This window comes from Nonomuraea sp. NPDC003214 (assembly GCF_053590035.1).
Map to the genome: position 1 here is coordinate 12,641 of NZ_JBSFSX010000004.1, position 24,342 is coordinate 36,982.

Below are 24,342 nucleotides of genomic sequence, written 5' to 3' on the forward strand. Positions count from 1 at the left end.
CACGTAAGTGACGGGAGTGGGCAGTGCGACCAAGGGTCGAGGAGGTCCGCATCCAGGGGCTCGGCGTCATCGACGAGGCCGTGCTGGAGCTTTCGCCGGGCTTCAACGTGGTCACCGGTGAGACCGGCGCGGGCAAGACGATGGTCGTCACGGGTCTCGGGCTGCTGTTCGGCGGCCGGGCCGACCCTTCCCGGATCCGCCCCGGCGCCGACAAGGCCAGCGTCGAGGGCACGCTCGTCATCGACCCGGGCGGCCGGGTCGCCCAGCAGGTCGAGGACATCGGCGGCCAGGTCGACGACGGCGAGCTCATCATCTCCCGCACCGTCTCGGCCGAGGGCAGGTCGCGCGCCTGGCTCGGCGGCCGCACGGTGCCCGTCGGCACCCTGACCTACCTGGCCGACGACCTGGTGGCGGTGCACGGCCAGATGGACCAGCAGAGGCTGCTGCAGCCCGCCAGGCAGCGCGCCGCGCTCGACCGCTATGCGGGCAACGACCTGGTCAAGCCGCTGCGCGCGTACGCGCAGGCGTACAAGAGGCACAAGCAGGTGGCGGCGCTGCTGGAGGAGCTGACCACGCGCGCCCGGGAGCGGGCGCAGGAGGCCGACCTGCTCAGGTTCGGGCTGGAGGAGATCGAGAAGGTCGACCCGAAGGCCGGAGAGGACGCCGACCTGCGCGGTGAGGAGGAGCGGCTGTCGCACGCCGACGCGCTGCGCGGCGCGGCGACCACCGCGCACTCGGCGCTGCTCGGCGACCCGATGGAGGCCGCGGGCGGCGCGCGTGACGTGATCTCGCTGCTGGGCGAGGCGCGGGCGGCCGTCGACGCGGTGCGCGACTTCGACAGCCAGCTCGCCGGGATGGCCGACCGGCTGGCCGAGGCGGGCTACCTGATCTCCGACGTGGCCACCGACCTGGCCGCCTACGCCGAGTCGATCGAGGCCGACCCGGCCCGGCTGGCGGCCGTCCAGGAGCGGCGCTCCGCGCTGACCGGGCTGATCCGCAAGTACGGCGAGGACAGCGCCGGCGTGCTGGCCTGGGCGCAGCGCTCGGCCGCCCGGCTGGCCGAGCTGGAGGGCGACGACGAGCGCATCGGGGAGCTCACCCGCGAGCTGGAGGAGCTCACCGCGCGCCTCACCGACCTGGCCGCCGAGCTGACCAAGGTGCGCCAGGCCGCCGCCGAGCGGTTCGGCGCGGCCGTCACCGAGGAGCTGACCGCGCTGGCCATGCCGCACGCCCGCGTCGTCGTCCAGCTCTCCCGGGCCGCCGAGTTCGGCCCCGAGGGCGTCGACGAGGTCGAGCTGCGCATGGCCGCCCACCCGGCCGCGCCGCCGCTGCCGCTCAACAAGGGCGCCTCCGGCGGCGAGCTGAGCCGGGTCATGCTCGCCATCGAGGTGGTGTTCGCCGGGGCCGACCCGGTGCCGACGTTCGTCTTCGACGAGGTCGACGCGGGCGTGGGCGGCAAGGCCGCCGTCGAGATCGGCCGCCGCCTGGCCCGGCTGGCGCGCACCGCGCAGGTGATTGTGGTCACACATCTGCCCCAGGTCGCGGCCTTCGCCGACCAGCATCTGGTGGTCGAGAAGGCCAGTGACGGCAGCGTCGTGCGCAGCGGCGTGGTCACCCTCAACCACGAGGGCAGGGTGCGCGAGCTGTCGCGGATGCTCGCCGGACTGGAGGATTCCGAGCTGGGCAGGGCACACGCGGAGGAGCTGCTGGGACTGGCCGCCGCCGACAGGTGATCCTGGGTGACATAGCGGACACGCCCCGCAGTGCGTGACCTCCCACGTGTTTCCCTCTGGCAGGATGGTCACTGATGAAGGTTCCGGGGAACAAGATGCCGGGCCTCCGCGGAAGGAAGGTCAACGACCTTCCCGGTGTCACGGGTGTGGCGAGGATTGACCGGCGGACCAAGAGGCTCACCAAGCGCCTCAAGCCAGGCGAGATCGCCATCATCGACCATGTCGACGTGGACCGGGTCAGCGCGGAGGCACTGGTGGCGTGCGAAGCCGCGGCCGTGGTCAACGTGGCCGCGGGCATCAGCGGGCGCTACCCCAACCTCGGACCGAAGATCATCCTTGAGGCAGGCATCCCGTTCGTCGACAACGCGAGCCACGAGCTGTTCGAACGCGTCAAGGACGGCGACGTCGTCCGGCTGCACGAGGGCGTCATCCACCTCGACGACGAGGTCGTCGGCAAGGGGGACGAGCAGCACATGGAGGCCGTCGAGGCGGCCATGGCCGAGGCCCGCGCCGGGCTGGCCGTGCAGATCGAGGCGTTCGCCGTCAACACGATGGAGTACGTGCGCGGCGAGGGCAAGCTGCTCATCGAGGGCGTCGGCGTGCCCGAGATCCGCACCCCCATCGAGGGCAGGCACGCCCTCATCGTGGTGCGCGGCTACCACTACAAGGAAGACATCGCCACCCTGCGCCCCTACCTGCGCGAATACCGCCCGGTGCTGATCGGCGTCGACGGCGGCGCCGACGCGCTGCTGGAGGCCGGCTACCTGCCCGACATCATCGTGGGCGACTTCGACTCCGTCTCGGCCAAGGCCCTCACCTGCGGCGCCGAGCTCGTCGTGCACGCCTACCGCGACGGCCGCGCGCCCGGCCTGGAACGGGTTCGCCAGCTCGGCCGCGACGCGGTGATCTTCCCGTCGACCGGCACCAGCGAGGACATCGCCATGCTCATGGCCGACGACAAGGGCGCCTCGCTCATCGTCGCCGTCGGCACCCACGGCACGCTGGAGGAGTTCCTCGACAAGGGGCGCTCCGGCATGGCCAGCACCTTCCTCACCCGGTTGCGCGTCGGCAGCAAGCTCGTCGACGCCAAGGGCGTCAGCCGCCTCTACCGCAGCCGCATCTCCACCCCGCAGCTGCTGCTGCTGGCGATCACCGCGCTGATCACGATGGGTGTCGCCCTGTCGTTCTCCCCGCTCGGCCAGACCTGGCTGAACGGGCTGCAAGACTTCTGGAACGCGTTCATCTTCTGGCTGGTCGGGCTCTTCTCGTGATCGATTTCCGTTATCACCTCGTCTCCATCGTCGCCATCTTCCTGGCGCTGGCCGTGGGCATCGTCATGGGCACCACGCTGCTCCAGGACCCCGCGATCAGATCGGCCGAGGAGCTCACCCGCCAGCTCACCGCCGACAAGCAGGAGCAGCGCGGCCAGATCGACGACCTGCGCAGCCGGGAGCAGGCGGGCGACGCGTTCGTCACCACGCTCACGCCCAAGCTCGTCGCCGGTGAGCTCACCGGCGAGGAGGTGCTGCTCGTGGAGGCGCCCGGAGCGGGCGCGGCGCAGCGCGAGGCCACCCAGGAGGTGCTGACCGACGCGGGCGCCACCATCACCGGCAGGCTCTCGCTGACGGAGAAGTTCTTCGACCCCAAGAGCGGCGGCGTCCTCGACGGCCTGGCCGGGCAGCTCAAGCCGGCCGAGATGACCTTCCCCACGCCCGCCACCGCCTACGACAAGGCCGCCACCCTGCTGGCCGCCACCGTGACCACCACCGACCCGGCCGTCGCGGGCACCCCCAACGCGGCGACCGCCTCGGTGCTCGGCGGGCTGGAGACCGGCGGGTTCGTCAACCTCGACGGCGACCCGGCCAAGCGGGCCACGCTCGTCGTCATGTTCGCCCCCGACGTCCCGTACGAGGGCGAGAACGCCGAGACGCAGGCCGCCGCGTTCGTGGCGCTGGCCTCCGGGCTCGACGCGGGCGGGCGCGGCCTGGTCGTGGCGGGCACCGTCCCCGCCACCGGGCCCGGCGGCGCGGTCACCGCCGTGCGCGACAGCACCGAGGTGGCCAAGCGCGTCTCCACCGTCGACAGCGCCGATATCCCGGCGGGCCGCGTCGTGATCGTCTACGCTCTGCGGGAGCAACTGGCCGGGGCCGCCGGGCACTACGGCATCGGCACCGGGATCACCGCGTTCCAGCCGGTGGTGCCGAGCCCGGCGCCGACCACGCCCCAGCCGACCCCGTCGTCCTCCGACTCAGGGAGCTGACATGGCCCGCAGCCTGCTCTACGCCGTCGCCGGCGCCGCGATCGGCGCCGCCGCCGCCCGCGCCGCCTACACCGCGTTCACCCGGGCGCGCGGCGTCGACCCGGGCAGCCGCTGGACCCGTAAGAACCACCGGGGCGAGGCCGTCACGCTGCTCGAAGGGCCCGCGTTCGTGGCCGGGGCGGGAGCGGCCGCCGCGCTCGCGCCCGGCCTGCCGCCCCGGGTACGGGCGGCCGCGCTGCTCGCCGGGGCGGGCAGCGGCGCGCTCGGCGCCTACGACGACCTCTACGGCACCACCTCCTCCAAGGGCTTCAAGGGCCATCTGACCGCTCTGGCCCGCGGCGAGGTCACCAGCGGCGCCGTCAAGATCCTCGGCATCGGCGCGACCGGGCTCGGCGCCGCCGCGCTCGTCTCCCGCGGCCCGGCCGACACGCTCGTCAACGGCGCCGCCATCGCGGGCGCCGCCAACCTGGCCAACCTGTTCGACCTGCGGCCCGGCCGCGCCATCAAGGTCGGCCTGCTCACCGGCGGCCCCCTCCTGGTCAGCGCGGTAGCGGGCGGCTCACCGGCGACCGCCGCGCTGGCCGCCGTGCCGCTGGGCGCCGCCGCCGCGCTGCTGCCCGACGACCTCGGAGAGCGCGCCATGCTCGGCGACGCCGGGGCCAACGCGCTCGGCGCGCTGCTCGGCCTGGCCGCCGTCACCCGGCTCGGCCGCCCCGGCAGGCTCGTCCTGCTCGGCACCGTCGCCGCGCTCACCGCCGCCTCCGAGAAGATCAGCTTCACCAAGGTCATCGCGGGCAACCCGGTGCTCAACCGGCTCGACCTGCTCGGCCGCCGCCCCGCCGACGCCGTCTGAGAGACCGTGTGACGCGCCTGTCCGTACGGCCTGCCATGATGTCCGGAATGACCGGAGAGGCGGGCAGGGCGTGACCCCACGGCTGGCGCGCGGCGTGGCCGGAGGCGCGCTGCTCATCGCGGTGATCACCGTGCTGGCCCGCGTCGCGGGCTTCGCCAAGCAGTACGCCCTGGCCCAGACGGTCGGCACCAACTGCCTGACCAGCGCCTACTTCACCGCCAACCAGATCCCCAACATCGTCTTCGAGGTGGTCGTCGGCGGCGCCCTGGCCGGGGCGGTCGTGCCGGTGCTCGCCGAACCCGCCGCCACGGGCGACCGCGAGCGGGCCGGCCGGATCGGCTCGGCGCTGCTGACCTGGACCCTGGTCGTGCTCGTCCCCGTGGCGGTGCTGACCGCGCTGCTGGCGGGGCCGATCATGGGGCTGTTCGGCGGCGGCGACTGCGAGATGCACGCGGTCGCCACCCGGATGCTGGTCGTCTTCGCGCCGCAGATCCCGCTCTACGGCGTGGTCGTCGTGCTCTACGGCGTGCTGCAGGCGCACCACCGCTTCACCGGGCCCGCCGTGGCGCCGCTCGTGTCGAGCCTCGTGGTCATCGTGGCGTACCTGCTGTTCGTGCCGCTCAGCGACGGCCGGGCCGGAAGCGCCGAGGTGCCGCTCGCGGCGGAGCTCGCGCTGTCCGTCGGCACCAGCCTCGGCGTGCTGGCGCTCGTGCTCACCGTCGCCGGGCCGGTGGCGGGGCTCGGGCTGCGGTGGCGGCCCGTGTTCCGCTTCCCCGGCGGGGTGGCCGTGCGGGTGCGGCGGCTGGCGCTGGCGGGCATCGCGGCGCTGCTCGCCCAGCAGGCGGCCATGGCCGGGGTGCTGGCGCTGTCCAACAACGTGATCGGCGGCGGGGCGCTGGCCGTCTACAACTACGCGTGGGCGATCTACCTGGTGCCGTACGCGGTGCTCGCCGTGCCCATCGCCACCAGCGCCTTCCCCCGGCTGTCGGCCGTGGAGGGGGACCGGGCGGCGTTCGCGGAGCTCGCCGCCCGCACGACCCGGGCCGTGGTGCTCGTGTCCGGGGTGGCGGCCGGGGTGCTCGCGGCGGCGTCCGGGCCGGGGGCCGTGGTGTTCCTGGGAGCCAAGACGACCGTGTCACCGGTGGAGCTGGCGCGGGCCGTCGCGCTGTTCGCCCCGGGGCTGATCGGCTACGGGCTGATCGCGCACCTCAGCCGGGTGCTGTACGCCGCCGGGCGCGGGCGGGCGGTCGCGGCCGGGACGGTGGCCGGGTGGGGCGTGGTGATCGTGGCCCAGACCGGGTTCGCGCTGGCGTTCCCGCGCGAGTGGCAGGTGGCGGGGCTGGCGCTGGGGATGAGCGCGGGCATGACCGCCGGCGGGGCGCTGCTGCTGGCGTCCGTCGTACGGGCGCGGGGGGCCGCGGCGATCGCCGGGCTGGGCCGGGCCGGGGCGGCGGCGCTCGCCGGGGGCGGGGCCGGGTTCGTGGCGGGCGGCTGGGTCGCCGGGCTGTTCGGCGGGGCCGGGACGTGGGGGAGCGTGGCGGGCACGCTGCTGGCGGCCGTGGTGGCGCTGGCGGCGGGAGTGGGCGTCGTGGCGCTCGTGGACCGCGCCGACGCCGCCGCCGTGGCCGCGCTGCTGCGCCGCCGAGGCGGGCCGGCGGACGGGCCGGCGGGCGGATGAGGTGGGCGGTCCGGCGGGCGGGCCGACGGGCGGGCCAGTGGGTGGATGAGGTAGGCGGGCGAGTGAGCGGAGGAGCGGCTGTGCGGGTGGCGTTCGTGCTGGGGACCACGTCCGGCGGGACCGGGCGGCACGTGGCGATGCTGGCCCGGGGCCTGGTGCGGCGCGGGCACCGGGTGCTGGTGGTGGCGCCGCGCGAGGTCGGGGAGGGGTTCGCGTTCCGGGAGGCGGGGGCGCGGCTTGCGGAGGTGGAGGTCACCGACCGGCCCAGGCCGCTCGCCGACGCGCGGGCGGTGCTCGCCGCCGGGCGGCTCACCCGGGGCGCGGACGTCGTGCACGCCCACGGCCTGCGCGCCGGGGCCCTGGCCGGGCTCGGGCTCACCCTGGCCGGGCTCGGGCGCGTCCCGTCCCGGGGCCGGCGGCGGCCGCGGCTGGTGGTGACGTTGCACAACGCGCTCACCGCGGGCGGGACGGTCGGCCTGGTGTACGGGGTGCTGGAGCGGATCGTGGCGCGGCTGGCCGACCGGGTGCTGGTCGTCTCGCCCGACCTGGGCGAGCGGATGCGGGCCCTGGGGGCGCGGGACGTGCGGGCCGCGGTGGTGCCCGCGCCAGTGCCGCGCCCCGCCGGGCGGCCCGCCGCCGAGGTGCGCGCCGAGCTGGGGGCCGGGGAGCGGCCCGTCGTGCTCACCATCGCCAGGCTGGCCCAGCAGAAGGGGCTGGAGACCCTGCTCGACGCAGCCGCCGGGCCGTGGCCGGGGCCCGAGCCGCTGTTCGCGATCGCCGGGGAGGGCCCGCTGCGCGAGACGCTGCAGCGCCGGATCGACCGTGACGGGCTGCCCGTGGTGCTGCTGGGCAACCGGGACGACGTGCCCGACCTGCTGGCCGCCGCCGCCGTGGCCGTGTGGCCCAGCCGGTGGGAGGGGCAGCCGCTCAGCCTCAGCGAGACCCTCATGGCCGGACGCCCGGTGGTCGCCACGGCCGTCGGCGGCATCCCCGAGCTCGTCGGCGACGCCGGTGCGCTCGTGCCCTACGGTGACGTGCCCGCCCTGCGCGCGGCCGTACAGGAAGTGATCGCCGATCCTGAGAAGGCGGCCGGACTGGCCGCGGCGGCGGCCCGGCGTGGCGCCGAGCTGCCGGATGAGGACGACGCCGTGCGGGCGGTGCTGGACGCCTACGGTTCGTCAACATCATCTGGATGATTAGGTGAGCCTTTCGCGTTCTCGTATACTGCGTGCGTTAAGGGAGGGGAGTATCCCTTCGCGGCAGCCTCGTCATCACGGTGCAGTCCCGCTCCATGGGGCCCCCGGGGCTGCCGGTCCGCCATGCCCAGCGGGCGGGAGAGACCTCCGGCGTTCTGACGTGTATGCCGGAGGTAATACAACGTGAGCGAACCATTGTGGGCCTGGATCGTCGTGATCGGCGGGCTCCTGCTCGTCCTGGCCATCGACCTGTGGATCGTCGACCGCGGTGAAGCCCGCGAGTTCTCGATGCGCCAGGCGGGATTCTGGGTCACCTTCTACATCACGCTGGCCGTGATCTTCGGGGTGATCCTCTGGGTGACGACGGGGCCGGAGAAGGCGGGCGAGTTCTTCGCCGGCTACATCACCGAATACAGCCTCAGCGTCGACAACCTGTTCGTCTTCTTCATCATCATGAGCCGGTTCGCCGTGCCGAAGGCGTACCAGCACAAGGTGCTGCTCGTCGGCATCCTGCTCGCCCTGGTCATGCGGGGCATCTTCATCGCGCTCGGCGCCGCGGCGCTGGAGCGGTTCGGCTGGCTGTTCTACGTCTTCGGCGCGTTCCTCGTCTACACCGCGATCAACATCGTCCGCCAGCACGTCAAGGGCGAAGAGGAGCAGGTCCCCGAGAACGTCCTGCTCCGCTGGGTGCGGCGGGCCTTCCCCACCACGGACGGCTACGTCGGGTCCAAGGTCACCGTCAAGATCGACGGCAAGCGCATGGTCACGCCGATGCTGATCGTCATGATCGCCATCGGCAGCACCGACCTGCTGTTCGCGCTCGACTCGATTCCGGCGATCTTCGGGCTCACCACGGACCCCTTCATCGTCTTCACCGCCAACGCCTTTGCCCTGATGGGACTGCGTCAGCTCTACTTCCTGCTCGGTGGGCTGCTGCAGCGCCTGGTCTACCTCAGTTATGGTTTGGCGTTCATTCTGGGCTTCATCGGGGTTAAGCTGATTTTGGAGGCTCTGCACCACAGCGGGTTCTCCTGGGCCCCGGCGATCCCGATCTGGGTTTCGCTGTCGGTCATCGGCGCCACGATGGTCATCACCACCGTGGCGAGCCTGGTCAAGGCCCGCAGGGACACCCGCAAGAGCGAGGAAACCCACTCGGAGCAGGTCTAGAAAAACGGCTTTCGAGGCGCTTTGCTGGTGTAGTTGCGTCGTGTCATAGTTGTGCGTTCTGTAGCATCACGGCAAAGCGCTTCCGTTCCAGTCACCATCCAAAGGTTGTACGTGTCAGTCGATTCTGCCAAGCCGGGCCGTGTCAGGCTCGCACGCGGGGTCTCCCCGTGGCTCCTCCCGACGGCGGCCGCGGCGGCCGCCACCGCGTTCCTGACGCGACGGGACCGTCGCTGGGCGCTCGCGGCCGTGCCGCTGGGCGCCCTCACCGGTGGAATGCTCTGGTTCTTCCGCGACCCCGACCGCAGGCCGGGCGAGGGGCGGATCCTGTCACCGGCCGATGGGGTCGTCCAGAGCGTCGACCCGTGGCCGGACGGCCGCACCCGGGTCGCGATCTTCATGAGCCCGCTGAACGTCCACGTCAATCGGGCGCCACTTGCGGGAAATGTCACCTCCGTGCAGCATGTGCCAGGTGGGTTCCTGCCGGCTTTCAACAAGGACAGCGACCAGAACGAGCGCGTGGTGTGGCATTTCGAGACCACGCTCGGCGACATCGAGATGGTGCAGATCGCGGGCGCGGTCGCGCGCCGGATCGTGCCGTACCTGACCGCTGGGGCGAAGGTCGCGCAGGGCGAGCGGATCGGGCTCATCAGGCTCGGATCCAGGGTCGACATCTACCTTCCCGAAGGGATCTCACCCGCGGTGTCCGTGGGCGAGAAGACGGTTGCGGGGGTGACCAGAATTGACCACAGCTGACGCCGGCGGCTGGCCGGCCGAAGAGGAAGAACCTCGCGGCCCGGTCGGCAAGGCGTTCCGCCTGTCCGCCGCCGACTCCCTGTCCCTGGGCAACGCGCTGTGCGGCTTCCTGGCCGTGTGCGTGCTGGCCGCCTCGGCCATCGAGGCGCTGCGCACCGACGGGAGCTTCACCCCGGCGCCCAGCTACTTCGCCACGGCCGTGGTGCTGCTGCTCATCGGCGCCACCTGCGACCTGTTCGACGGGCTCGTCGCGCGGCGCTTCCGCGCCTCCGCGATGGGCGCCGAGCTCGACAACCTGGCCGACGTCATCAGCTTCGGGTTCGCGCCCGCGTTCATGGTCGTGATCTGGGGCGGGTTCACCCACCAGGTGCCGTTCTTCGCCGTGGTGGGCGCCGCCGCGGCCGTGCTCGTCGCCGGTGTCGTACGGCTGGCGCGCTTCGCCTGCGTCAAGACCAAGAGCGGCGACTTCATGGGACTGCCGATCCCCATGGGCGCGATGACCGTGATCTCGATCGTGCTGCTGTTCGAGCCGGGGATCTGGTCGCTGCTGGCCGTGCTGGGCGTGGCCTGGCTCATGGTCAGCCGGATCGAGTACCCCAAGCCCAAGGGGCAGCTCGCCGCCGTGGTCCTCGGATGGATCATGGTGAACGTCGCGTTCCTCACCTTCTGGGTCGCCTGGCCCGAGGGCGGTGACCTGCCGATCAAGATCGGCGCCACCATGCAGATCGCGCTCGTCGCGGCCATCCCGCTGCGGATGCTCTTCTACAAGCGCGAACTGCGCCGTGAGGCCTCCCGCATCGGGCAGTGACCATTCGGGCAGTGAGCATTTGAGCAGGGGCGCCGGAAGAAGCGGGACTTCTCCGGCGCCTTCGGCTTTGATGGAGCCATGCCGGTCGAGCACACGCGCACGTACTTCCTCGGCAAGCTCGCCGCCGAGCTGGAGCGGCGCGGGCTGACCGCCACGCTGAGAGCCGACCCGCCCGTGCTGCGGGTCAGCGATCCCGGCACCGCGCTGCTGGCCGAGACCGTCGACTGCGTGCCGCTCCAGGGCGGATGGTTCTACCGCTGGTCGTGGGGCGAGCTGGTCGGGCAGGCCGACCAGCCGGGGCCGGCGGCCGAGCGCATCGTGCGCGTCCTGGCCCGCCGCTGACCCTCTTCCGGCAGCTACCAGCCCCGGGCCTTCCACTCGGGAAGGGACGGGCGCTCGGCGCCCAGCGTGGTGTCCTTGCCGTGGCCCGGGTAGACCCACGTGTCGTCGGGCAGCCGGTCGAAGACGCGCTCCACCACGTCGGTGTAGAGCTGCTCGAAGCGCTCCGGGTCCTTCCACGTGTTGCCGACGCCGCCGGGGAACAGCGAGTCGCCGGTGAACAGGTGCTTGTTGCCCTCGCCGCCGTCGTACAGCAGGGCGATCGAGCCCGGCGTGTGGCCGCGCAGGTGGATCGCCTCCAGGGTGACGACGCCGACGGCGATGCGGTCGCCGTGCTCGACCAGGCGGTCGGCCGGGACCGGCAGGCCGGGCGCGTCCAGCGGATGGGCCAGCACCTTGGCGCCCGTCACCTTGCGCACCTGCTCCAGCGCCTGCCAGTGGTCGCCGTGCTGGTGGGTGGTGACGATCGCGCTGATCGGCTGGTCGGCGATCAGGGCCAGCAGCCGGTCGGGCTCGGCCGCCGCGTCGATGAGCAGGCCGTCGCCCGTCTCGGTGCAGCGCAGCAGGTAGGCGTTGTTCTCGTACGGGCCGACGGCGAGCTTGCAGATCGTCAGATCGGGCAGCTCCCGCACGTCGGCGGGGCCGCCTACCTGGACGTCGCCGGTGTAGGTCATGGGTAGTCCTTCGGGGGCGTCGCGGGCAGGTCAGCGGGCGCGGTCGTGGTCAGCCACGGCGGTGGCGGCGGGCACGGCCGTCCCTCGGGCACCACTTTAACTCCCTCACCTGCCGAGCGGCCGGTCAGCCAGGCCAGCACGTCGGCCGGCGCGCCCTCGACCACCGGACCGTCGCCGAGCCCCTCCCACCCGGCGGCGACCGGGCCGCTCGCGGGGGTGACGAACCGCACCGCGCTCACCGTGCTGAGGTCGTGCGGCCAGGTGCGCAGGCAGTCGTGCAGCTCGCGTCGGACGAACGTCTCGGGCCAGTCGGCCGGGCCGTAGCCGGCGCCCAGGTCGGCATGGTGCAGCCCCACCTCACGGAGGCGGCGTACCAGGACGTACCAGGCGGGGTGGTGCGGCGGGCGCAGGCCGCCGACCGGGGTGCCCCAGGCGGGCTCGGGGACGGCGTCGGCGGCGGCGTCCAGGCGGCCGGCGCTCTCGCGCAGGTCGGCGAGCTGCTCGGCGGCGGGCCGGTGGCAGCCGGCCTCGATGCCCGCCTCGCGCGCCCGCGCGTCCGGGTACTGCGGTGTCGGGACGCCGGTCCGCGCCCAGGTGAGGAGGTTGACGAGGCTGTCGGCGTTCCTGGCGAGGTGCGTGAGGACGTGGCCGCGCGACCAGCCGGGCAGCCGGGAGGGGGCGGCGACGTCGGCGTCGGACAGGGAGGCGGCCGTGGCGAGCAGCCCGGACGTCGCCTCGGTCAGCTCGGCACGCAAGCTCTGAAGGGCGGTCATAAGGGGATATTTCATCATCCGGAGGTCGGGTGCCAGCGCCGGACGGGCATAAAGCCGCAGGTCGCGGCGTTGATATGGCGTTGACAGGGAAAGGCCTCCTGCCCGGGTGGGCGCAGGCCGTAACCTGGGAGGGACGGATTTTCGCCAGGGCGGTATGCGGCCCTGCCGAAATTGTCGGAGCCCCCGTCTACCATCCCCCGTGGACCTATCCGCCTTTTCGACATCGGGATCGCCGTGGCTGACCGCCTGATCGTGCGTGGCGCACGTGAACACAACCTCAAGGACGTCTCGCTCGACCTGCCGCGAGACGCGATGATCGTCTTCACCGGCCTGTCCGGCTCCGGCAAGTCGAGCCTGGCCTTCGACACGATCTTCGCCGAGGGGCAGCGGCGTTACGTCGAGTCCCTGTCGGCCTACGCCCGGCAGTTCCTCGGGCAGATGGACAAGCCCGACGTCGACTTCATCGAGGGCCTGTCGCCCGCGGTGTCGATCGACCAGAAGGCCACCAGCAAGAACCCGCGCTCCACGGTCGGCACGATCACCGAGGTCTACGACTACCTGCGGCTGCTGTGGGCGCGCATCGGCAAGCCGCACTGCCCGGTGTGCGAGCGCCCGATCGCCAGGCAGACGCCGGAGCAGATCGTCGACCGGGTGATGGACCTGGAGGAGGGCACCCGCTTCCAGGTGCTGGCCCCGGTCATCAGGGGCCGCAAGGGCGAATACGCCGAGCTGTTCCGCGAGCTGCAGACCAAGGGCTTCGCCCGCGCCCGGGTCGACGGCACCGTCGTGCGGCTGGAGGAGCCGCCGGTGCTGAAGAAGTACGAGAAGCACGACATCGAGGTCATCGTCGACCGGCTCTCGGTCAAGGAGTCGTCGCGGCGCAGGCTCAACGACTCGGTCGAGACGGCGCTGCAGCTGTCCGGCGGCACGATCACGCTGGAGTTCGTCGACCTGCCCGAGGACGACCCGGGCCGCGAGCGCTTCTACTCCGAGCACCTCTACTGCCCCTACGACGACCTGTCGTTCGAGGAGCTGGAGCCGCGCTCGTTCTCCTTCAACTCGCCCTTCGGCGCCTGCCCGGAGTGCACCGGTCTGGGCACCAAGATGGAGGTCGACCCCGACCTCGTCGTGCCCGACCCCGAGCGCACGCTGCGCGACGGCGCGCTGCACCCCTGGTCCGGCGGCCACACCAGCGAATACTTCGTCCGGCTCGTCGAGGCGCTCGGCCACACCATGGGCTTCACCCTCGACACGCCGTGGGACAAGCTCCCGAAGAAGGCGCAGAAGTCGCTGCTGTTCGGCCACGACGAGCAGGTCCACGTCCGCTACGCCAACCGCTACGGCCGCCAGCGCTCCTACTACACCACCTACGAGGGCGTCATCCCGTGGGTGCAGCGCCGTCACGCCGAGGCGGAGAGCGACTCGACGCGCGAGCGCTTCGAGGGCTACATGCGTGAGATCCCCTGCCCGGCGTGCAAGGGGGCCAGGCTCAAGCCGGTCACGCTGGCCGTCACGGTCGCGGGCAAGTCGATCGCCGAGGTCGCGTCCATGTCGATCGGCGAGTGCGCCAAGTTCCTGGCCGCGCTCAAGCTGTCCGACCGCGACATGCACATCGCCGAGCGGGTGGTCAAGGAGATCAACGCGCGGATGGGCTTCCTGCTCGACGTCGGCCTCGACTACCTGAGCATGGACCGCGCCGCCGCCACCCTGGCGGGCGGCGAGGCGCAGCGCATCCGGCTGGCCACGCAGATCGGCTCCGGCCTCGTCGGCGTCCTGTACGTGCTCGACGAGCCGTCCATCGGGCTGCACCAGCGCGACAACATGCGGCTGCTCGACACCCTGATCCGGCTGCGCGACATGGGCAACACGCTCATCGTGGTCGAGCACGACGAGGACACCATCGCCGCCGCCGACTGGGTGGTCGACATCGGCCCGGGCGCGGGCGAGCACGGCGGCCAGGTCGTCGTCTCCGGCACCGTCCAGGACCTGCTCAACAGCGAGGAGTCGCTGACCGGGCAGTATCTGTCGGGCCGCCGGAGCATCCACGTGCCCGCCAAGCGCCGCAAGCGCGACAAGAAGCGGCAGATCACCGTCAAGGGCGCGCGCGAGCACAACCTCAAGGGCGTCGACATCGACTTCCCGCTCGGGCTGTTCACCGCCGTGACCGGCGTGTCCGGGTCCGGCAAGTCGACGCTGGTCAACGACATCCTCTACAACGCGCTGGCCAAGGAGCTCAACGGCGCCCGCACGGTGCCGGGCCGCCACTCCCGGGTCAACGGCATGGACCAGGTCGACAAGGTCGTGCACGTCGACCAGTCGCCGATCGGGCGCACCCCGCGCTCCAACCCGGCCACCTACACCGGCGTGTTCGACCACGTGCGCAAGCTGTTCGCGGCCACGACCGAGGCCAAGGTGCGCGGCTACCAGCCGGGCCGGTTCAGCTTCAACGTCAAGGGTGGGCGCTGCGAGGCGTGCGCGGGCGACGGCACCATCAAGATCGAGATGAACTTCCTGCCCGACGTCTACGTCCCGTGCGAGGTCTGCCACGGCGCCCGCTACAACCGGGAGACGCTGGAGGTCCACTACAAGGGCAAGACGATCTCCGAGGTGCTCGACATGCCGATCGAGGAGGCGCTCGCCTTCTTCGACGCGATCCCGGCGATCAAGCGCCACCTGCAGACGCTCAACGACGTGGGCCTCGGTTACGTGCGGCTCGGCCAGCCGGCCACGACGCTGTCCGGCGGCGAGGCGCAGCGCGTCAAGCTGGCCTCCGAGCTGCAGCGCAGGCAGACGGGCCGGACGGTCTACGTCCTGGACGAGCCGACGACCGGGCTGCACTTCGAGGACATCCGGCGGCTGCTGGGCGTGCTGGGGCGGCTCGTCGACGGCGGCAACACGGTCATCGTCATCGAGCACAACCTCGACGTCATCAAGACCGCCGACTGGATCATCGACATGGGCCCGGAGGGCGGCTCCCGCGGCGGCACGCTGGTCGCGGCCGGCACGCCGGAGGAGGTGGCCCAGGTGGACGAGAGTCACACCGGCCGCTTCCTGCGCAAGCTCCTGGGGTCCTGACGACGCGGGAACGCGGATGCGATAGCGCCACGGTTGGGTGCCTTGTTTACCGACGGGGGATTTGACAGGGTCTGACCGTGGCGGATCATGCGCTCCGGGCGCTCACGCTGGGCGGGTGCCCGGTGCACGAGCTCCTGGAGCGTCAGGCGGTGCGGCTGGCCAGGGAGCTGGTCGCCGCGTTCGCCGAGGAGATCCCGCTCTACCGGCGGCTGCCCCGCGAGGAGCTCGACGGCGACATCACCGGCATCACCGTGCACAACCTGCGCATGATCTGCGGGATGTTCCGGGAGCGGCGCCCGCCGACCCGCGCCGAGCTGGCGCCGCTGCGGGCGTCGGCGGCGCGGCGGGCGCAGGAGGGGGTGCCGCTGGACGCGCTGCTGTCGGCCTACCACCTGGGGGTGACCCGGGTGTGGGAGCACCTGTTCGCGCTCGCCGGCCCAGGCGACCTGGACGACGTGCTGGCCGCCAACCGCCTCATCCTCTCCTACACGGGCACCGTCACGTCCGCCGTGTGCGGCGCGTACCTGGGGGAGCGGGAGGCGATGCTCAGCCAGGAGCAGCACGCCATGCACGCCACCGTCTCGGCGCTGCTGGCGGGCGACCGGGCGGCGCTGGCCGGGGTGCGGCTGGCGCCCGGCTACCTGGTGGTGGCCACGGCGCTGGGCGCGCACCCCGACGAGGCCAGCGACCGGGTGAGCCGCGCCATCGCCGGGCGGCGCAAGCTGCACCGGGTCCGCACGGCCGTCCAGCGGCACGCCGCCGAGCAGGTGCTGTCGGCGCTCGACGCCACCGGCGGGCTGGTGCTCGTGCCGCTCGCCGAGGAGCCGGCCTGGTGCGAGGTCGGCGAGATGGTCGCGGAGGCCGCGCGGGCCGCCGGGGCGCCGGTGTGGGCGGCGGCGGAGTGGGCCGAGCCGGCGGGCGTGCCCGAGGCGGCCAAGCTGGCCGAGGAGGTGCTGGAGGTCGCGCGCGGGGCCGGGCTGCCGCCGGGGGCGCACCGGCTGGCCGACGTGCTGCTGGAGTATCAGCTGACCCGGCCCAGCGCCGCCGTGGCCGGGCTCGCCGGGCTGCTCGACCCGCTCGGCGCCCATCCCGACCTGCTGCGGACGCTGACCGCGTACCTGGACACGGGGCTGGACCGGCGGCGGACCGCCGAGCTGCTGCACGTCCACCCGAACACCGTCGACTACCGGCTGCGCCGGGCGGTGAGCCTGACGGGGCTCGACCCGATGGACCCGGCCCAGCTCCAGCGGATCGGGGCCGCGCTGACGGCCCGGCGGCAGCTCGGCCGCCGGGCCTGAGAGCGCGCCCGGGTCTGGGAGGGTGCCGGTCCCGGGCGCGTGCCGGTCTCGAGCGCGTGCCAGGGCGGGTCAGCGGGCCGCGGAGGTGACGGCTCCGGTGACGATGGTGGCGAAGTTGCGCATGCCCAGCGCGTTCGGGTGGAACGGCGCGGCGGGCGAGGCCGGGATGTACGGCTCGATCCAGCGCACCCCGGGGGAGGCGCACGGGTCGTGGCCGGCGCTGGGCGTCTGCAGGTCGATGAAGCCGATCCCGGCGGCGGCGGCCTGCTCGGCGAGCATCCGGTTGAAGTACATCAGAGTCGCCCGGATGTAGTTGGCGTCCTGCCGGATGATCGGGACGCGCGGGTAGCAGCCGTCCGGCCGGGCGTAGGTGGCGTAGCCGACCAGGAAGATCCGCGCCTGCGGCGAGCGGGCCCGGATGTCGCCGGCCAGCGTGACGAGCGTCGGGCGCAGCGCCTCGGTCTTGACCCGCCAGGTGTCCTGGCCGTTCTCGTCGGTGTAGTCGTTGTAGCAGGCGTCGCCGACGGGCGGCGGCAGCAGGTTGAGGCAGTCCTCGATGAAGCCGGTCAGGCCGACGTCGTTGGCGCCGATGTGCACGGTGACCAGCGTGGTGTCCGGGCGCAGCGCGTCGAGCTGGGGTGGCACCGAGCCCAGCTCGGTCTCCTGCGGCTGGTACATGTGCCGCGTCTTGGCCCCCGAGCAGGTGACGTCGCGGAAGGACGCCACGCCGAGCGCCCGCGCGGTCAGGTGCGGGTAGTTCCGGTCGGAACGCAGGCAGCCCAGGTCGGGCAGCACCTGGTCGGGCACGAGCGGCCCGGCGGCGGCCGAGTCGCCCAGCGCGACGTAGGACTCGCCCTGCTGGGCGTGGGCGGGGGGAGCCAGGCCGGCCAGCAGCAGGGCGGCGGCGAGCGCGACCGTCGTTCGTCGGAGCATGCGGGCATCCTTCGGTGGGGGGTGGGGGTCCGCCGCGGGGTGACGGCGGCCGGGCAAGAGGGATCAGTGACGGAACGGGCCCGTCACCTCGTAGGTGATGCCGCCGGTGCCGGCGCGCTCGCCGCTGGTGCCGCGCTGCGAGGAGAAGTAGAGGCGGGTGCCGTCCGGGGAGAACGCGGGCCCGGTGATCTCCGAGCCGCCGTGGCCGTCGAGCCGCAGCACCGGCGCCACCACGCCGTCGGGCGTGATGATGTTGATCTCCATGTTGCCGCCGTCCTCGGCCACGTACAGGTCGCCGGTGGGCGCGCCGGTGATGTTGTCGACGCCGTCGAGCGTCCCGCCGCCGTCGTAGACCCAGCTCAGGCTCTGCCGCACGGCGTCGTACGCCCACACCTTGCGGTCGCCCTTGGCCGTGAAGTAGCAGATCCCGGCCGCGTAGTGGCAGCCCTCGCCGCCGTCGAAGTGCCGGGCGGCGCTCACCTGGTGGCGCGTCTGCCGCTCCAGCACGCCGGGCGCCGGGTCGGGCACCGGACGCCACTCCACCGGGCCGCCGGCCGCGTCGCCGCACAGCACCTCCAGCCGCCCGCTGGACAGGTCGCCCCACGTGTCCGGGACGAACCGGTAGAAGCAGCCGTCGGACTCGTCCTCGGTCAGGTAGACGACCCGCCGGTCCGGGTCACAGGCCGCCGCCTCGTGCTTGAACCGGCCCATCGCGGGCCGCGACCGTGCCGCGCGCTCACCGTACGGGTCGGTCTCGTACACGCGGCCCCGGAAGATCTCCTCGCAGGACAGCCACGTGTTCCACGGCGTACGGCCGCCCGCGCAGTTGACGTTGGTGCCGTCGAGGATGCGGTAGGCGCGCTCGACCGAGCCGTCCGGGCGGAACCGGATCGCGGTCGCGCCGCCGACCAGCGGCACCTCCGAGTTGGACACGTAGATCCAGCCCGCCCCCGCGGCGAAGCAGGCGCCGCCGTCGGGCGCCGGGTGCCACAGCGTGCCGCCGATCGGGTGGCCCGTCCTGGCCACCACCCGGCTGGTGAACCCGGCGGGCAGCGCGACGCCGTTCGCGTCCGGCGGGCCGAGCGGGCCGTACGGGCTCGCGCCCGCGGCGACCGCCGACGTGCTCGCCGACCTGCTCGCCGACGTCGCCGCCTCGTGCCAGAGGGCGCCCGAGAAGGCGACGGCGCCCAGCCCGGCGGAGACGGTGCGGAGGAACGTGCGACGCTGCATGGCGACTCCCGTGCGTGCGTGAGGGCGTTCGCAGCACACGATGATCCGTCGGCGGCATCCTGTGAATTGGACGGCGCGGCAAAGTCGGCGGGCCGCCGCTGTGACCCGTCACAAAGCCCGCACCCGCACCCGCTTACCGGACCGGACATCACCGCCCCTAGGGTGAACCGTGACCTGCAGGGGGTCATCGATCATGGAGGGGGGCTCCGCCATGCCTGGAGTCGGCCGGCGTGAGGCGCTGGGAGCTGCCGGGGTGATGGCGTGCGGGGTGGCGCTCGGCGCGTGCGGCACCGGTGACGCCAGGACACGCCAGACGCCCGGGGTCAAGGGCCACGTCATCGCCAAGGTCGCCGACGTGCCCGTGGGCGGCGGCAAGGTCATCGGCAAGTGGAAGATCGTGGTGGCGCAGCCGTCGGAGGGCGTCTTCAAGGCGTACAGCGCGAGCTGCCCGCACCGCGGATGCGCGGTCGGCTCGCCCGAGGACAACGTGATGCGGTGCCCGTGCCACGGCAGCGAGTTCGCCGCCGACACCGGCGCGGTGCTGAGCGGGCCGGCGCAGGGGCCGCTGACGCCCTACGCGGTCAAGGTCGAGGGCGACGGCATCGTGGTGGTGTGAACGGGTAATTGTGCGTGGTTCCCGGGATCGGGGCGCGGGAGGCTGAACCGGCTCACGGCCGCCGGCCGTACCTGCGAGTGAGACCCGAAACCTGGAAGGACGCACCATGACCGATACGACGCGCCGGGCGGTGGTGTTCGGAGCCGGAGGCGCCGGGCTGGCCGCGGTCCTGACCGCCTGCGCCGCCTACGGGCAGCCCACCGGGGAGGCGGCCGTCGACGCCGCCGTCGACGCGGCCGAGGAGCCGCCCGCCGAGGAGTCGCAGGCCGCGCCCAAGAAGAAGAAAGAGCCGAAGGCGCTGGCCGAGACCGCCGACATCCCCGCCGGCGAGGGCGTGATCTTCGACAAGCAGAAGGTCGTCGTCACCCAGCCGGTCGAGGGCGAGTTCAAGGCGTTCACCGCGACGTGCACCCACGCGGGCTGCACGGTCGCCGAGGTCGTCGGCGGGACGATCAACTGCCCGTGCCACGGCAGCAAGTTCAGGATCGAGGACGGGTCCGTGGCGGAGGGCCCGGCCACCGAGCCGCTCGCCGAGAAGAAGATCACCGTGTCCGGCGGCAAGATCAGGCTGGGCTAAAGGGGTTCTTCATCGAATTCTCACCTGGATGCGGTTGGCTGGCCGGCATGGGACGAGACCTTCAGAGCCGCAGAGCGGTGATCGCCGGGGTGGGCGCGAGTGGCCTGGCCGTGGCCCTGACCGCGTGCGGCGGCGACAGCGGCACGACCGGCGCGACCACCGCCACCACCGCGACCAGCGCGCCCGCCGCGCCCACCGCGCCCACCGCGTCCGCCGGGAGCGCGCCGCAGGGCGGGCTGGCCAAGACCTCCGACATCCCCGTCGGCGGCGGGACGATCTTCAAGGAGCAGAAGATCGTCATCACCCAGCCGGCGGAGGGCCAGTTCAAGGCGTTCAGCGCCGACTGCACCCACAAGGGCTGCCCGGTCGCGAGCGTGGAGAACGGCACCATCGACTGCCCGTGCCACGGCAGCAAGTTCAAGATCGAGGACGGTTCCGTGGCCCAGGGCCCCGCGACCGAGGCGCTGCCCGCCCGGCAGATCAAGGTCGAAGGCGACCAGATCTCCCTCGCCTGACCCACCCCTGCCCGCCGTGCCTACCCGTCGTGCCTGCCCGGGGGCACGGCGGGTGAGCTTGTCGGTGGCGGCCACTAGGCTGGAAACGTGGCGAGATCAGCGGGCAGCCCCTTGAGTTTCCGGCCGAAGTCAGGGTCGATCCCCGATTCCCCCGGGGTCTACCGGTTCCGCGACCCCCACGGCCGGGTGATCTACGTCGGCAAGGCCAAGAGCCTGCGTCAGCGGCTCAACTCCTACTTCGCCGACTTCTCCACGCTGCACCCGCGCACCCAGAGCATGCTCACCACCGCCGCCGGCGTCGACTGGACCGTCGTCGGCACCGAGGTCGAGGCGCTGCAGCTCGAATACTCCTGGATCAAGGAGTACGACCCGCGCTTCAACGTCAAGTACCGCGACGACAAGTCCTACCCCTACCTCGCCGTCACCATGGGCGAGGACTTCCCGCGCGTGCAGGTCATGCGCGGCGCCAAGCGCAAGGGCACCCGCTACTTCGGCCCCTACTCCCACGCCTGGGCCATCCGCGAGACCGTCGACCTGCTGCTGCGCGTCTTCCCGGTGCGCACCTGCAGCGCCGGGGTGTTCAAGCGGGCCGGGCAGATCGGCCGGCCCTGCCTGCTCGGCTACATCGACAAGTGCTCGGCGCCGTGCGTCGGCCGCGTCACGCCCGAGGAGCACCGCGACCTCGCCGAGGACTTCTGCGACTTCATGGCGGGCAACACCGGGCGCTTCATCAAGCGCTTGGAGAAGGACATGCGCGAGGCCGCCGCCGAGCAGGAGTACGAGCGCGCCGCCCGGCTGCGCGACGACATCCAGGCGCTCCAGCGGGCGCTGGAGAAGCAGGCGGTCGTGCTCGGCGAGGGCACCGACGCCGACGTCGTGGCGCTCGCCGAGGACCCGCTGGAGGCCGCCGTCCAGGTCTTCTACGTACGCGGCGGGCGCATCAGAGGCCAGCGCGGCTGGGTCGTCGACAAGGTGGAGGAGACCTCGCCGGGCGAGCTCGTCGAGCAGTTCCTGCTGCAGATGTACGCCGAGGCGAGCCCCGAGTCGATGCCCCGCGAGGTGCTCGTCCCGGCGCTGCCGCCCGACGCCGAGGCCGTCGTCGAGCTGCTGTCAGAGCAGCGCCGCGCCCGTGTCGACGTGCGCGTCCCGCAGCGCGGTGACAAGCGCTCGCTCATGGAGACCGTCGAGCGCAACGCCAAGGAGTCGCTCGCCCAGCACAAGGTCCGCCGCGCCGGCGACCTCACCACGCGCAGCAAGGGCCTGCAGGAGATCGCCGACGCGCTCGACCTCGACCAGGCGCCGCTGCGCATCGAGTGCTACGACGTCTCCCACCTGCAGGGCGAGAACGTGGTGGCGTCCATGGTGGTGTTCGAGGACGGCCTGGCCCGCAAGTCCGAATACCGGCGCTTCGCCGTCAAGACCAAGGAAGGCGACGTCGCCTCCATCCACGAGGTCATCCTGCGCCGCTTCCGCCGCTACCTGGAGGAGCGCTCGGCCACGGGCGAGCTGGCGGCCGACGACGACGCGCACAGCCCCATCGACCCCGAGACGGGCAAGCCACGCAAGTTCGCCTACCCGCCCAACCTCGTCGTCGTCGACGGCGCCGGGCCGCAGGCCGCCGCCGCCCAGCGGGCGCTCGACGAGCTCGGCATCGACGACGTGGCCGTCGCCGGGCTGGCCAAGCGGCTGGAGGAGGTGTGGCTGCCGGGCGACGACCAGCCGGTCATCATGCCGCGTTCCAGCGAGGGCCTCTACCTGCTACAACGGGTCAGAGATGAGGCGCACAGGTTCGCCATCACCTACCATCGAGCCAAGAGGTCCAAGACGGTGAAGGAGAGCGCGCTCGACAGCGTGCCCGGTCTCGGCCCGGCTCGCCGCCAGGCCCTGCTCCGGCACTTCGGCTCCGTCAAGAAGCTGCGCGAGGCCACCGCGGACGAGATCCGCGAAGTCCCGGGCATCGGCCCGGCCACCGCCGAGGTGATCGTGTCGACCCTGAAGGGGGAGAGTCAGTGAAGTCCACCGAGCCGGCGTTCGTCATCGTCACCGGCATGTCGGGGGCCGGGCGGAGCACCGCCGCCAAGGCCCTGGAGGACCTCGGCTGGTTCGTCATCGACAACCTGCCGCCGGGGCTGCTGTTCGCCATGGCGGAGGAGGCGGGCAAGGTCAAGCTGGCCGCCGACAAGGTGGCCGCCGTCGTCGACGTGCGCAGCCTGGCGTTCACCACCGACCTCAACGCCGCCATCGAGGAGCTGCTCGGCCGCGGCGTCCGGGTGCGCGTGGTGTTCCTGGAGGCCAGCGACGAGGAGCTGGTGCGCCGCTTCGAGGCCGTGCGCCGCCCCCACCCGCTGCAGGGCGAGGGCCGGCTGGTCGACGGCATCACCCGCGAGCGCGGCATCCTGCGCGAGGTGCGGGCCAACGCCGACCTCGTCATCGACACCAGCGCCCACAACGTGCACGAGCTGCGCAACAAGATCGTGGCCTACTTCGGCGGCGAGGACCGGCCGGGCCTGCGGGTCAACGTCGTCTCCTTCGGCTACAAGTACGGCCTGCCCGTCGACGCCGACCTGGTCGTCGACTGCCGGTTCCTGCCCAACCCGCACTGGGTGCCCGAGCTGCGGCCGATGAACGGCACCGACGCGCCCGTCCGCGACTACGTGCTCGGCCAGCCCGGCGCCAAGGAGTTCCTCGACGCCTACGAGGAGGTGCTGCGCGTCATCGCCGGCGGCTACTCGCGCGAGGGCAAGAGCTACGCCACGCTCGCCGTGGGCTGCACCGGCGGCAAGCACCGCAGCGTCGCCATGGCCGAGCAGGTCGCCTCCCGGCTGCGCGACCGGGGCATGGAGGTCCAGGTCAGCCACCGGGATGTGGGCCGGGAGTGACGGATGAGGGCTTCGCCGATCCGCTGAGCGGCATCGACTTAGAGACGGGCCCGCGGGTCGTGGCGCTGGGCGGCGGTCACGGCCTCTACGCCGCGCTGTCGGCGCTGCGCGCGGTGACCGACGCGCTGACCGCCATCGTCACCGTCGCCGACGACGGCGGCTCCAGCGGCCGGCTGCGCCGCGAGCTGGGCGTGCTGCCGCCCGGCGACCTGCGCATGGCGCTGGCCGCCCTGTGCGGCGACGACGAGTGGGGCAGCACCTGGAGCGAGGTCGTCCAGCACCGCTTCCGCAGCGAGGGCGAGCTGCACGGCCACGCCGTCGGCAATCTGCTCATCGTCGCGCTGTGGGAGCTCCTCGGCGATCCCGTCGCCGGGCTCGACTGGGTGGGCCGGCTGCTCGGCGCGCACGGCCGGGTGCTGCCGATGGCCTCGGTGCCGCTCGACATCGTCGCCGAGGTGGAGCTCGACGGCGTCGTCTCCACCGTGCGCGGCCAGGTGGCGTGCGCGCTCACGCCCGGCCGCGTGCGGGCCATCTCCCTGGTGCCCGAGGACCCGCCCGCGCGGCCCGAGGCCGTCGAGGCGGTGCTGGAGGCCGACTGGGTGGTGTTCGGGCCCGGCTCGTGGTTCACCAGCGTGCTGCCGCACCTCAAGGTGCCCGAGCTGGCCCGCGCGCTCCACCGCACCGAGGCCCGCAGGCTGGTCACGCTCAACCTCGCGCCGCAGCCGGGCGAGACCGACGACTTCTCCCCCCAGCAGCACCTGGAGGTCCTGCGGCGGCACGCCCCCGAGCTGTCCCTCGACGTCGTCCTCGCCGACACCGGCGTGGTCGACGACCCCGCCGCGCTGGAGAAGGCCGCCGCCGCGTTCGGCGCCCGGCTGGTCCTGGCCGACGTCGCCGCCCGTGACGGCTCGCCGAGGCACGATGCACGACGTCTTGCCTCCGTCCTGGACGAGATTTTCCTCCAGAAGCGTTGATCCTGGTCGGC

At 72.8% G+C, this 24,342-nt stretch carries 22 protein-coding genes; 18 read left to right on the plus strand and 4 right to left on the minus strand.

What is annotated here, in order from left to right:
- Window positions 1-23 precede the first annotated feature (23 nt).
- The 10 genes from recN to ACWDXC_RS12525 all read left to right on the plus strand — a co-directional run bounded on the left by recN (window position 24) and on the right by ACWDXC_RS12525 (window position 10,790).
- Window positions 24-1,733: a DNA repair protein RecN gene (recN, locus tag ACWDXC_RS12480; protein WP_219509899.1), complete on the plus strand. Its 1,710-nt coding sequence runs from the start codon at window positions 24-26 to the stop codon at window positions 1,731-1,733.
- 74 nt (window positions 1,734-1,807) lie between these two features.
- Window positions 1,808-3,004 (plus strand): putative cytokinetic ring protein SteA, encoded by a 1,197-nt coding sequence (steA, locus tag ACWDXC_RS12485; protein ID WP_219509900.1) that lies wholly within the window; start codon window positions 1,808-1,810, stop codon window positions 3,002-3,004.
- A complete protein-coding gene (locus tag ACWDXC_RS12490; RefSeq protein ID WP_449981051.1) occupies window positions 3,001-3,993 on the plus strand; it encodes a copper transporter in 993 nt (330 codons plus the stop codon). Before steA ends, ACWDXC_RS12490 begins: the two co-directional genes overlap by 4 nt.
- A 1-nt stretch (window position 3,994) precedes the next feature.
- Entirely contained in the window at window positions 3,995-4,846 is an 852-nt protein-coding gene (locus tag ACWDXC_RS12495) for a hypothetical protein (protein WP_357586628.1), read from the plus strand.
- 70 nt (window positions 4,847-4,916) lie between these two features.
- Window positions 4,917-6,524, plus strand: coding sequence for a murein biosynthesis integral membrane protein MurJ (murJ, locus tag ACWDXC_RS12500; protein WP_449981053.1), 1,608 nt, complete (start codon window positions 4,917-4,919; stop codon window positions 6,522-6,524).
- Window positions 6,525-6,604: 80 nt separating this feature from the next.
- Window positions 6,605-7,720: a glycosyltransferase family 4 protein gene (locus ACWDXC_RS12505; RefSeq protein ID WP_449981055.1), complete on the plus strand. Its 1,116-nt coding sequence runs from the start codon at window positions 6,605-6,607 to the stop codon at window positions 7,718-7,720.
- Window positions 7,721-7,903: 183 nt separating this feature from the next.
- Complete coding sequence (locus tag ACWDXC_RS12510) at window positions 7,904-8,887, plus strand: TerC family protein (RefSeq protein ID WP_449981057.1); 984 nt, start codon at window positions 7,904-7,906, stop codon at window positions 8,885-8,887.
- Window positions 8,888-8,998: 111 nt separating this feature from the next.
- Entirely contained in the window at window positions 8,999-9,640 is a 642-nt protein-coding gene (locus tag ACWDXC_RS12515) for a phosphatidylserine decarboxylase (RefSeq protein ID WP_219509907.1), read from the plus strand.
- Entirely contained in the window at window positions 9,627-10,448 is an 822-nt protein-coding gene (gene pssA / locus ACWDXC_RS12520; RefSeq protein ID WP_219509908.1) for a CDP-diacylglycerol--serine O-phosphatidyltransferase, read from the plus strand. The genes ACWDXC_RS12515 and pssA overlap by 14 nt, the downstream gene beginning before the upstream one ends.
- Before the next feature lie 78 nt (window positions 10,449-10,526).
- Complete coding sequence (locus tag ACWDXC_RS12525; protein WP_449981059.1) at window positions 10,527-10,790, plus strand: hypothetical protein; 264 nt, start codon at window positions 10,527-10,529, stop codon at window positions 10,788-10,790.
- A gap of 14 nt (window positions 10,791-10,804) precedes the next feature.
- On the opposite strand, the gene ACWDXC_RS12530 is transcribed toward ACWDXC_RS12525, so the two are convergent.
- Both ACWDXC_RS12530 and ACWDXC_RS12535 read right to left on the minus strand, forming a co-directional pair.
- On the minus strand, window positions 10,805-11,461 hold the full coding sequence (locus ACWDXC_RS12530; RefSeq protein ID WP_219509910.1) for an MBL fold metallo-hydrolase: 657 nt from the start codon (window positions 11,459-11,461) through the stop codon (window positions 10,805-10,807).
- Window positions 11,458-12,234 carry a maleylpyruvate isomerase family mycothiol-dependent enzyme gene (locus tag ACWDXC_RS12535; protein ID WP_449981062.1) on the minus strand — a complete coding sequence of 259 codons (777 nt, stop codon included), beginning with the start codon at window positions 12,232-12,234 and terminating at the stop codon, window positions 11,458-11,460. Before ACWDXC_RS12535 ends, ACWDXC_RS12530 begins: the two co-directional genes overlap by 4 nt.
- A gap of 234 nt (window positions 12,235-12,468) precedes the next feature.
- Between ACWDXC_RS12535 and uvrA the strand changes: the two genes are divergently transcribed.
- Together uvrA and ACWDXC_RS12545 are read left to right on the plus strand one after the other, a co-directional pair.
- The gene (uvrA, locus tag ACWDXC_RS12540) at window positions 12,469-15,309 is read left to right on the plus strand and encodes an excinuclease ABC subunit UvrA (protein WP_219509912.1); all 2,841 of its coding nucleotides are present in this window, start codon (window positions 12,469-12,471) and stop codon (window positions 15,307-15,309) included.
- Between the two features lie 77 nt (window positions 15,310-15,386).
- Window positions 15,387-16,607, plus strand: coding sequence for a PucR family transcriptional regulator (locus ACWDXC_RS12545; protein ID WP_449981064.1), 1,221 nt, complete (start codon window positions 15,387-15,389; stop codon window positions 16,605-16,607).
- Window positions 16,608-16,676: 69 nt separating this feature from the next.
- Here the strand turns inward: ACWDXC_RS12545 and ACWDXC_RS12550 are convergent, their stop codons facing one another.
- Both ACWDXC_RS12550 and ACWDXC_RS12555 read right to left on the minus strand, forming a co-directional pair.
- Window positions 16,677-17,540, minus strand: coding sequence for an SGNH/GDSL hydrolase family protein (locus tag ACWDXC_RS12550; protein ID WP_364169934.1), 864 nt, complete (start codon window positions 17,538-17,540; stop codon window positions 16,677-16,679).
- Between the two features lie 63 nt (window positions 17,541-17,603).
- Complete coding sequence (locus ACWDXC_RS12555) at window positions 17,604-18,770, minus strand: alkaline phosphatase PhoX (protein ID WP_449981067.1); 1,167 nt, start codon at window positions 18,768-18,770, stop codon at window positions 17,604-17,606.
- A 211-nt stretch (window positions 18,771-18,981) separates the two neighbouring features.
- Here ACWDXC_RS12555 and ACWDXC_RS12560 point away from each other — a divergent pair, with 211 nt between their 5' ends.
- The 6 genes from ACWDXC_RS12560 (at window position 18,982) to ACWDXC_RS12585 (ending at window position 24,331) form a co-directional block, all read left to right on the plus strand.
- The gene (locus tag ACWDXC_RS12560; RefSeq protein WP_449981069.1) at window positions 18,982-19,386 is read left to right on the plus strand and encodes a Rieske (2Fe-2S) protein; all 405 of its coding nucleotides are present in this window, start codon (window positions 18,982-18,984) and stop codon (window positions 19,384-19,386) included.
- Window positions 19,387-19,492: 106 nt separating this feature from the next.
- Window positions 19,493-19,963 (plus strand): Rieske (2Fe-2S) protein, encoded by a 471-nt coding sequence (locus tag ACWDXC_RS12565; protein ID WP_449981071.1) that lies wholly within the window; start codon window positions 19,493-19,495, stop codon window positions 19,961-19,963.
- Window positions 19,964-20,010: 47 nt separating this feature from the next.
- Window positions 20,011-20,478: a Rieske (2Fe-2S) protein gene (locus tag ACWDXC_RS12570; protein ID WP_449981073.1), complete on the plus strand. Its 468-nt coding sequence runs from the start codon at window positions 20,011-20,013 to the stop codon at window positions 20,476-20,478.
- Between the two features lie 111 nt (window positions 20,479-20,589).
- On the plus strand, window positions 20,590-22,491 hold the full coding sequence (gene uvrC, locus ACWDXC_RS12575; protein WP_372455402.1) for an excinuclease ABC subunit UvrC: 1,902 nt from the start codon (window positions 20,590-20,592) through the stop codon (window positions 22,489-22,491).
- Complete coding sequence (gene rapZ, locus ACWDXC_RS12580; RefSeq protein ID WP_219509921.1) at window positions 22,488-23,357, plus strand: RNase adapter RapZ; 870 nt, start codon at window positions 22,488-22,490, stop codon at window positions 23,355-23,357. Before uvrC ends, rapZ begins: the two co-directional genes overlap by 4 nt.
- Window positions 23,354-24,331 carry a gluconeogenesis factor YvcK family protein gene (locus ACWDXC_RS12585; RefSeq protein ID WP_357586646.1) on the plus strand — a complete coding sequence of 326 codons (978 nt, stop codon included), beginning with the start codon at window positions 23,354-23,356 and terminating at the stop codon, window positions 24,329-24,331. The genes rapZ and ACWDXC_RS12585 overlap by 4 nt, the downstream gene beginning before the upstream one ends.
- The last annotated feature ends 11 nt before the right edge of the window (window positions 24,332-24,342 follow it).

Coding starts and splice junctions, on each gene's coding strand:
- steA (WP_219509900.1), top strand. CDS start 1,808: ATGAAGGTTCCGGGGAACAAGATGCCGGGCCTCCGCGGAAGGAAGGTC.
- ACWDXC_RS12495 (WP_357586628.1), top strand. CDS start 3,995: ATGGCCCGCAGCCTGCTCTACGCCGTCGCCGGCGCCGCGATCGGCGCC.
- ACWDXC_RS12525 (WP_449981059.1), top strand. CDS start 10,527: ATGCCGGTCGAGCACACGCGCACGTACTTCCTCGGCAAGCTCGCCGCC.
- ACWDXC_RS12530 (WP_219509910.1), bottom strand. CDS start 11,461: ATGACCTACACCGGCGACGTCCAGGTAGGCGGCCCCGCCGACGTGCGG.
- ACWDXC_RS12535 (WP_449981062.1), bottom strand. CDS start 12,234: ATGACCGCCCTTCAGAGCTTGCGTGCCGAGCTGACCGAGGCGACGTCC.
- ACWDXC_RS12550 (WP_364169934.1), bottom strand. CDS start 17,540: ATGCTCCGACGAACGACGGTCGCGCTCGCCGCCGCCCTGCTGCTGGCC.
- ACWDXC_RS12555 (WP_449981067.1), bottom strand. CDS start 18,770: ATGCAGCGTCGCACGTTCCTCCGCACCGTCTCCGCCGGGCTGGGCGCC.
- ACWDXC_RS12560 (WP_449981069.1), top strand. CDS start 18,982: ATGCCTGGAGTCGGCCGGCGTGAGGCGCTGGGAGCTGCCGGGGTGATG.
- ACWDXC_RS12565 (WP_449981071.1), top strand. CDS start 19,493: ATGACCGATACGACGCGCCGGGCGGTGGTGTTCGGAGCCGGAGGCGCC.
- ACWDXC_RS12570 (WP_449981073.1), top strand. CDS start 20,011: ATGGGACGAGACCTTCAGAGCCGCAGAGCGGTGATCGCCGGGGTGGGC.